We start from the raw sequence: 7,965 nt of genomic DNA, 5'->3' as shown, positions 1-7,965 counted from the left end.
GTCCTATAGTATAAACGATAATAACGAAAGCTATTTGAAGTCCTTTGAAGGAAATAAGTTATTTAAAAAAATTCCATATAGAAAATTTGTTAAAATTTCAGATGTAACAAATGTCATTTTATTTTTAATGTCTGATAAAAGCGATGCCATTAGAGGGCAAAATATTGTGGTTGACTATGGATATACAATTGTATAAATAAATCATCTTGGGAATTAAGGGTGTGGATAATGAGTTTACTAATTAAAGATTTAACAAAGAAATTTGACGAGCATATTGCAGTGAATAATTTGAATATCGAGATACCAAAAGGTGAAATATTTGGATTCTTGGGCGGGAATGGAGCAGGTAAAACGACTACATTTCGAATGATACTTGGACTTTTATCGAAATCAAGTGGGACCATTTCATGGAATGGTAAACCTATAAATTATGGTGTTACAGATAAAATTGGGTATTTACCAGAAGAACGTGGTCTTTATGCGAAAATGACTGTCAAAGAACAAGTTAACTTTTTTGCAAAACTAAAGAACATGAAAAGTAAAGATGCAGAAAAAGAACTTCACTATTGGCTGGAGCGTTTTAATATTACTGAGCATCTGAACAAAAAGGTAGGAGAACTTTCTAAAGGCAATCAGCAAAAAATCCAGCTGATAACAGCGATTATACATAAGCCTGAACTCTTAATTTTAGATGAACCATTTAGTGGTTTAGACCCAGTAAATGTTGAAATGTTAAAAGACGCTGTTCTTGATATGCAAAAACAAGGGTCGTCAATTCTTTTTAGTTCACATCGTATGGAACATGTGGAAGAGTTATGCCAACACATTTGTATTATGCACAAAGGTGTACCTGTTGTTCAGGGTGACATTACCAAAATTAAAAGTGATTTTGGTAAAAAGAACGTTGTAATCGTTGGCGATCATAACTTTGACCATTTGAAAGAAATAAAAGGTGTAGAAAGTATGAAGAAACGTAAAAATGCAGTTACTCTTAAAATTTCATATGAAGAAGTTTCACATGTTTTATTTAAAGAGATAACAAAATTAGGGTATGTTAAAAAGTTTGCAGTAGAAGAGCCTACATTAAATGATATCTTTATCGCGAAAGTAGGTGCACAAAATGAATAGCTTCTGGACAATTTTTTTACAAAACTATAAATCTAAAGTGAAATCAAAATCATATTTTGCTATTACAATAATAGTTTCTATGTTAATTATAGGATTGATGAATTTTGACAAGATTTATAACTTGTTTGCAGGTAACGAGGACGATCAAGTTGTTGTTGTTACAGAAAAAGAAGAATTATATTCAACCATTCATCAAGTGTTTAAAAATGTCGATAGTAAGATACAAGTTAAACGTAGCACGGATAAACAAAAAGCAGAATCAGGTGTTAAAAATGGTGATTATACATATGCAATCGTTGTAGAGGAATTGAATAATAAACAATTAAAGGCTACGTATATAACTGAGACGGATGTAAATCAGCAAGATGTTAGCAAGGTTCAAACGATTTTATCTCAAATACAATCTTCTAATTTCGCCCAGCAATTGAATCTATCTCAAGATGAATTAAAGGTGTTAACAACGCCAGTAGAAATTCATACCAAAACGGTTTCAGATAAGGTTAAAGATGGAGAACATACTGAGGGTGTAGGGATTTTAATTAATGTCTTTATCATGCTAAATTATCTAATGATATTAATGTATGCTGCACAATTAGCAACAGATGTTGCAACAGAGAAATCTTCTCGTGTTATGGAGTTAGTTGTTTCAAGTATTTCGCCTACCAAACATTTATATGCGAAGCTATTCTCAACATTATTGGCTGGTATTACGCAAATCATAATTTGGGGCTTGGTCGCAACTGTTGGATATAAAACAGCAATTAATGATTCGAAAAATGATATTTTAAATAGTATTGATTTAAATTCTGTTGCTCCAACTCTAGTGTTTTATGGGATTCTATTCTTTACATTAGGATTCTTATTATATGGCTCATTATCTTGTCTATTTGGCTCTATCATTACGCGTATAGAGGAATCTTCTCAAGCTGTTATGCCGCTGATGTTTATGTTACTTGCTGCTTTGTATATAGCAATTTATGGAATGTCAAACCCAAGCAGCATGGTTGTTACCATTACTAGTTATGTACCTTTCTTCACTCCTATTGTTATGCTTGTACGAATTGGATTCCTCAATATCCCAGTATGGGAGATTGCGCTTGCATTAGCAATTCTAATTGCAACAATATGTATGATGATTGGTTTAACGAGTCGTGTTTACCGCGGTGGCGTATTAATATATGGTAAAGGTGCATTTAGTAATATCAAAAAGGCAATCAAATTAGGGCAAAAATAGGATTCGTCTATTCATTTCTAAACTTAAATTTACAAAGATCTGCATAGTTAAACTGTGTAGATCTTTTTTGTTGAGAAATTTATATAAATAAATATAAAAATTGCTGTATTAGGCTATTTTTCAAAGAGAATTTTAAAAAGCTCCCAAAAGAGAGTAAAGAATCGAGTTCTAGCGAACAACGTAGAGCGATAATTAATATAATTTATGTCTTTCTCCAAAATGGAGAAAAGAAGTAGGGAAAAATTTAGTTTTAATAATAATCATTTATTTGCTACATAAAGAAAACCCCTTGACTATCAAGGGGTTTTTCATATGACCCCGGAGAGGCTCGAACTCACGACCTCCACCCTGTCAAGGTGGCGCTCTCCCTGCTGAGCTACGGGATCCCAACTATAAATGTTACCATCAGCAATGTATTTTCATTTCATTCGTGTAATCGGAGAATTTGTACAATTTGTTGAGTATTGTAACATTTGATGTATTCCTATAATAGCAACAAACTTTAATGGTGTAAAGGTGTAATTTTCTGAATATTTATATTCTAATTTTGTATAAAAAAATAAGCCCCGAAGAGCTTATTTTAATAATAATATCAACGCAATTATCAATGATATTTTCAAAAATACAATCATAAATAATGGAGCTTGTTCATAAGCTATCGTCCTGTAACTGTCATTCCTGCTGTGTAAATTGTATCAATAGAACCGTCGGCGCCTTTTATTTCGACTTTATAACGATATGTTCCATCCTCATAAATATCATCGCCATATCCTGTGAAAGTTGCAATTTCATCATTGCTTCCAGCTGGGACCCATTGATTTTGCCAACGGAAGTTGGTTTCAAATTCTCCCCATCTATCGCCATATTTCTTTTCAAGGCTGACATTGTAATGAATTTCTTCAGCTCGGTCATTTGTAATTCTTGCAATTACGCTGTTACCAAAAGTAACTTGTGTAGAGTGTACCTGAACTGTAACACCGTTCACCGTTTCACCAGGACCACAAATGTAATGACAACCATCCCATTCGTCAGCATGTGCTTTTGGTGTTTCAATGTTCATAACCGTTAAACCGCCTAAAGCTAATGCGCCAGTTAATAATACTTTACCAAATGTTTTCACTTGAAATTCCCCCTAAGTATACTCTCAATTCGTTCGATAGATATCACATTAATCTAATGGAACGTTTTTTCCTTAAGTGTATTCGCTATGAATCTTTCATCTTGTAGTAATCTAATCACTACATAAAATTTCATAGTTTTGATTCCATATATGTATCATGATTTACATAGAACAAATCTGTTAATACGCTTTGGTTATTTACTTATTCCACTACTTCTTGTTACCTTTTATTGGTAAAACGTTGGTTTTATTATATACCATTATTATCTATTTACAAGAGAAAATAATACTGTATGCAAAAATGCATAATAAAAAACACTGCTTGTATTCTAGATTACAGATTAAATGGAGTGTTGGGTTTCAATTAATATTTGAGTGGAACTTAATGCTAATTTTTTATGCTTAACAGTATGCATATATCATCGTTTATTAAAGTCATAATTGATAAACCTTGTTCAGGGGACGCTCTTCCTGCTGAGCTACAGAATCTTCAAAAGGGAAAGTATAAGCGATTATGCTAGTAATGTATGAAGGAATAATGATGAGAAGCGAATTCAGTAGAAAGTAGTCTTTGGATGTAGTGGTTATATTATTTACGATACCAATCCAAAGGACCTTCAGCACTCAAATCAACAAGAAAAGGGAGTAAGAAATGTAAAGGTAAGCTTATAAGTTCTGGCATAGCGTTCACCGTTTTCTTTGATAGATATTGTCTCATAAAACAATACGGACAATCCTTTTCAAATGTCACGAGTATTGCCCATACATCTTTTATTGTCCACTTCGTTTTACAATACGTACAACGCGTCATGAGGTTCCTCCTCATTTTAAGTTTTCTTCTAGTATACTCCATTCCATTGTAAGAAAGTCATTTGTATTTGGTGTGGTAAAATGTAAGTTGTTTTATTTTTATGTGAATCTATTTAGTCATTTATGAACAATTACATATCATTTGATATTTTTGCAGAATGATAGATTTTCAGTTTCAATATGCCAATTGGCCAATATATCCTTTTTACAATTTACTGAAAATCATGTATAACAGAGATACATGATTATTTTATCTCGCTATTTGCGGGCAGTAAGATCTCTTACCTCGAAATTCAGCAAAAGTAAAGAAGTTAGGTTCGGGTCGGAATGCCCGTAAAAGTCCGATTCGTGGGGGTTGATGAAAGTTTCACTTTATAAATATTCAGAAGTAGAGGGAGAAAAGTTGTAATGGTAAGAAAAACGTTCAAGATGCGCGTGTCTAAAAATAGAACGATTTCGATTAATGGATCGATTCTTGATGTGGATGTTACACATGATGAATTTTTACAAGAGTTTGTTGAGTGGGTTGATTCTAAAGGTTGGTCGTTTATGGGAATAACAGATGAGATTACGCCCGAGGAAGCTAGTCAAAAGTTAATAGATTCGTTGATTGATGAGAAGGATAAGAAAGAGTAATTCCTTCTTATTTTTATTGTATATTTATGTTCTTTATCGTAAAAGTATGATATAGTAAAAAATAGTGAAATTTCTTCCAATATAATACAAATTACATATGGTTGGTAGATTTATTATTTTGTTAAGGAGTAAATGGAAAAGGGAGAGTCATATGGTAAATTTTAAGAAAATTTTGGTTTTTATTACAGTTATTTGTTCGTTTTTTTTGACGCCCATAACATTGCGTGCTGAGACGAATATTGGAGTAAATCCAGAACAAGTTGCACCACCACCTGCGGAAGGACCGAATGTTTTTAGTCAGTTTGCAACGACAATTGATGCGAAAACAGGAGATGTTTTGTATGATAAAAACGCATATCACCGAGCATATCCTGCTAGTACGACGAAGGTGTTAACAGCGATTTTACTCATGGAGCATACAAAGCCAGAGGATCAATTTACATTTTCACAATTAGCATTAGATCAAGAGAAGAGTAATTATCAAATTGAGTTTCAACCTGGAGAGACAATTAATAGAAATACTGCGCTTATGATTTTAATGGTGCTGAGTGCGAATGATGTGTCGTATGCGATTGCGGAGCGGATTGGCGGGAGTGTTGAGAATTTCGCTAATATGATGAATGAGAAAGCGAAGCAATTAGGAGCGAAAGATAGCCACTTTGTAACACCGAATGGATTGCATGATCCGAACCATTATACGACGCCGTATGATATGGCTATGATTACGAAGGGTGTGCAAAAGTATCCTGAAATTTTACAAGCGATGAATACGAAAAGAACGACAGTTACGACGTCTAGGCAGACGGTGTCTATTTTTAATAAATCTAATTTTTTTGAAAATCCATATAGCATTGGCGGTAAGACAGGGTTTACGAATGAAGCACGTAATACACTTGTTTTATTAAATGAGAAAGATGGAAATCGTATTATAAGCGTAGTAATGGCTTCTCAAAGACCTGAAATTTATGAAGATTTGAAGCAGATGGCGGAATATTCTTTCGGTCAATTTACGAAGCAAATGGTGCTTGATAAACATAATTGGCATCAAAAAACAACATATTTAAATAAAGATGTTAATTCTGAGTTGGAACAAAGTGCGGAGCTTATGCTTAAGAAAGATGAAGGGAAAAATGTGAAAACTATTTTCCGGGCGGCTTCATTAGATAAAGAATCTTTATATCATAAAGGAATACATCGTGGTGAGGTAGTTGGTGCAGTTGATATTACGAAAAATAATCAAACAATTGCGACGGTAAATGTTCTTTCAACAGAAGATGTCACTTTTACGATGCCTAAAAAAGATACAACTATGCCTGAAGTAAAAGACTCAAATGTGAAAGTAATAAGTGTTGGGATAGGTGCGATTATATTATTTGGAGCAATTTTATATGTAGTGTTGCGCCGAAATACAAAAGGAATGAAATCAGAAGGTAAATAAATTACTAATAAAAAGACTGTGTAAAATTTTGGCACAGTCTTTTTTCTATATTTTAAATAACTAATAATTGTAAATTTTCTTATTGCAATAACTTAAAGTTCGTTATATCATTTACTTGTGTTCTTGTTAAAGAACACAAGTGGATATTGCATACTTCAAATAATATAAAACAACGGAGAGGGAGAGAGACGATGAAATTAATATGGAAGATAATTAGCAACGCGATCTCATTTGTTTTATTTGCATTGATGGTTTTTTTAGCTTTTGTAGTTATTTCTTCAAAAGCAAGCGGTGGTGATCCGACAGTGATGGGATATCAATTTAAGAGCGTTCTTTCAGGATCAATGGAGCCGACGTTTTTAACAGGATCAATCATTGCAATAGAACCAAACAAAGATGGTTCTAAATATCAAAAAGGTGATGTTATTACCTTTAAAGAGAAAGATCAAAAAATTATCACTCACCGTATTATCGGTGTGAAAGATACAAATGGAAAAGTAATGTATGAAACAAAAGGGGATAACAACAACGGACCAGATTTAGAGCCAGTACTTGCAGAAAATGTAGTTGGAAAGTATGCAGATATTACAGTTCCGTATGTTGGTTATTTACTGAATTATGCGAATTCAAAAGCGGGAGCAGCATTGCTTCTTATTATTCCAGGAGTCTTTTTACTTGGGTATTCCGCGATTTCTATTTTTGGTGCTATTCGTAGCATTGACGGAGAAAAGAAAGATAAAAAAGTAGAACAATCCGTCTAGTTCGTTTGGTTATACTTTCCGTTTAGGAAGTTAACAAATATATATTAAGGGGATATGGACATGACTTTAAAGAAAAAATTAGGAATGGGTATTACATCAGCAGTATTAGGAGCAGCTTTAGTTGGTGGAGGAACATTTGCATTTTTCAGTGATAAAGAAGTGTCAAATAATACATTTGCGGCTGGAACACTGGATTTAGCATTAAATCCATCAACAGTTGTTAACGTATCGAATTTAAAACCTGGGGATACAATTGAAAAAGAATTTAAACTAGAAAATAAAGGCTCTTTAAATATTAAAAAGGTTCTACTGAAAACAGATTATAATGTAGAAGATGTAAAGAAAGACAATAAAGATGATTTTGGTAAACATATTAAAGTAACATTCTTAAAAAATGTAGATAAGCATGAGACAATTGTGAAACAAACTACTTTAGATAAATTAAAAGGTGACACACTTACAGCTGTAGATAATGATTTATCGGCTTGGTTCTGGGATGAAAAAGGTATTTCAGCAGGTAAATCTGATAAATTCAAAGTGAAATTTGAGTTCGTTGATAATGGAAAAGATCAAAATCAATTCCAAGGCGATAAGTTACAATTAAATTGGACGTTTGATGCACAACAAACAGCAGGTGAAGAAAGATAATAAGAAAAAGGGCTATCACATGGATAGCTCTTTTTCTATTTTTCTAGTATTTGTCTATCAATTTTAATAGTTCTTTACTATAATATAGATAATGTTCTGTATAAAGAACGTAATGTTCGATGGGAGAGATTAAGATGCTGAAAAGACCGCGTAATTTTAAAAAGATGCTTATATTGCCGTGTATGTGTTC

The 7,965-nt window shown here is 32.9% G+C and carries 9 protein-coding genes and 1 tRNA gene; 7 read left to right on the top strand and 3 right to left on the bottom strand.

Going from position 1 to position 7,965, the window contains the following annotated elements:
• The 3 genes from ABWK52_RS10920 to ABWK52_RS10910 form a co-directional block, all read left to right on the top strand.
• Positions 1 to 196: SDR family oxidoreductase (locus ABWK52_RS10920; RefSeq protein ID WP_353771933.1), on the top strand; the 196-nt coding region annotated here is incomplete at its 5' end.
• Positions 197 to 228: 32 nt separating this feature from the next.
• Positions 229 to 1,128, top strand: coding sequence for an ABC transporter ATP-binding protein (locus ABWK52_RS10915; RefSeq protein ID WP_061654700.1), 900 nt, complete (start codon positions 229 to 231; stop codon positions 1,126 to 1,128).
• Entirely contained in the window at positions 1,121 to 2,362 is a 1,242-nt protein-coding gene (locus ABWK52_RS10910) for an ABC transporter permease (RefSeq protein ID WP_001084160.1), read from the top strand. Before ABWK52_RS10915 ends, ABWK52_RS10910 begins: the two co-directional genes overlap by 8 nt.
• Before the next feature lie 313 nt (positions 2,363 to 2,675).
• Here the strand turns inward: ABWK52_RS10910 and ABWK52_RS10905 are convergent.
• The 3 genes from ABWK52_RS10905 to ABWK52_RS10895 all read right to left on the bottom strand — a co-directional run bounded on the left by ABWK52_RS10905 (position 2,676) and on the right by ABWK52_RS10895 (position 4,293).
• Positions 2,676 to 2,748: transfer RNA gene (locus tag ABWK52_RS10905), tRNA-Val, on the bottom strand.
• 269 nt (positions 2,749 to 3,017) lie between these two features.
• Positions 3,018 to 3,482, bottom strand: coding sequence for a hypothetical protein (locus ABWK52_RS10900; RefSeq protein ID WP_000846655.1), 465 nt, complete (start codon positions 3,480 to 3,482; stop codon positions 3,018 to 3,020).
• Positions 3,483 to 4,071: 589 nt separating this feature from the next.
• A complete protein-coding gene (locus ABWK52_RS10895) occupies positions 4,072 to 4,293 on the bottom strand; it encodes a hypothetical protein (RefSeq protein WP_000196288.1) in 222 nt (73 codons plus the stop codon).
• Positions 4,294 to 4,700: 407 nt separating this feature from the next.
• On the opposite strand from ABWK52_RS10895, the gene ABWK52_RS10890 reads away from it, so the two are divergent.
• The 4 genes from ABWK52_RS10890 (at position 4,701) to ABWK52_RS10875 (ending at position 7,775) form a co-directional block, all read left to right on the top strand.
• Positions 4,701 to 4,928 carry a hypothetical protein gene (locus ABWK52_RS10890; protein ID WP_000251856.1) on the top strand — a complete coding sequence of 76 codons (228 nt, stop codon included), beginning with the start codon at positions 4,701 to 4,703 and terminating at the stop codon, positions 4,926 to 4,928.
• A gap of 151 nt (positions 4,929 to 5,079) precedes the next feature.
• Complete coding sequence (locus ABWK52_RS10885; RefSeq protein WP_000247031.1) at positions 5,080 to 6,366, top strand: D-alanyl-D-alanine carboxypeptidase family protein; 1,287 nt, start codon at positions 5,080 to 5,082, stop codon at positions 6,364 to 6,366.
• 191 nt (positions 6,367 to 6,557) lie between these two features.
• Positions 6,558 to 7,127 carry a signal peptidase I SipW gene (sipW, locus tag ABWK52_RS10880; protein WP_000767792.1) on the top strand — a complete coding sequence of 190 codons (570 nt, stop codon included), beginning with the start codon at positions 6,558 to 6,560 and terminating at the stop codon, positions 7,125 to 7,127.
• A 60-nt stretch (positions 7,128 to 7,187) separates the two neighbouring features.
• Positions 7,188 to 7,775 carry a CalY family protein gene (locus tag ABWK52_RS10875; RefSeq protein ID WP_000172854.1) on the top strand — a complete coding sequence of 196 codons (588 nt, stop codon included), beginning with the start codon at positions 7,188 to 7,190 and terminating at the stop codon, positions 7,773 to 7,775.
• Positions 7,776 to 7,965 lie beyond the last annotated feature (190 nt).

Origin of the sequence: Bacillus sp. AP50 (assembly GCF_040492675.1) — a bacterium.
GTDB classification, from domain to species: Bacteria; Bacillota; Bacilli; order Bacillales; family Bacillaceae_G; genus Bacillus_A; species Bacillus_A cereus.
This window is presented reverse-complemented; position numbering and strand designations above follow the sequence as displayed.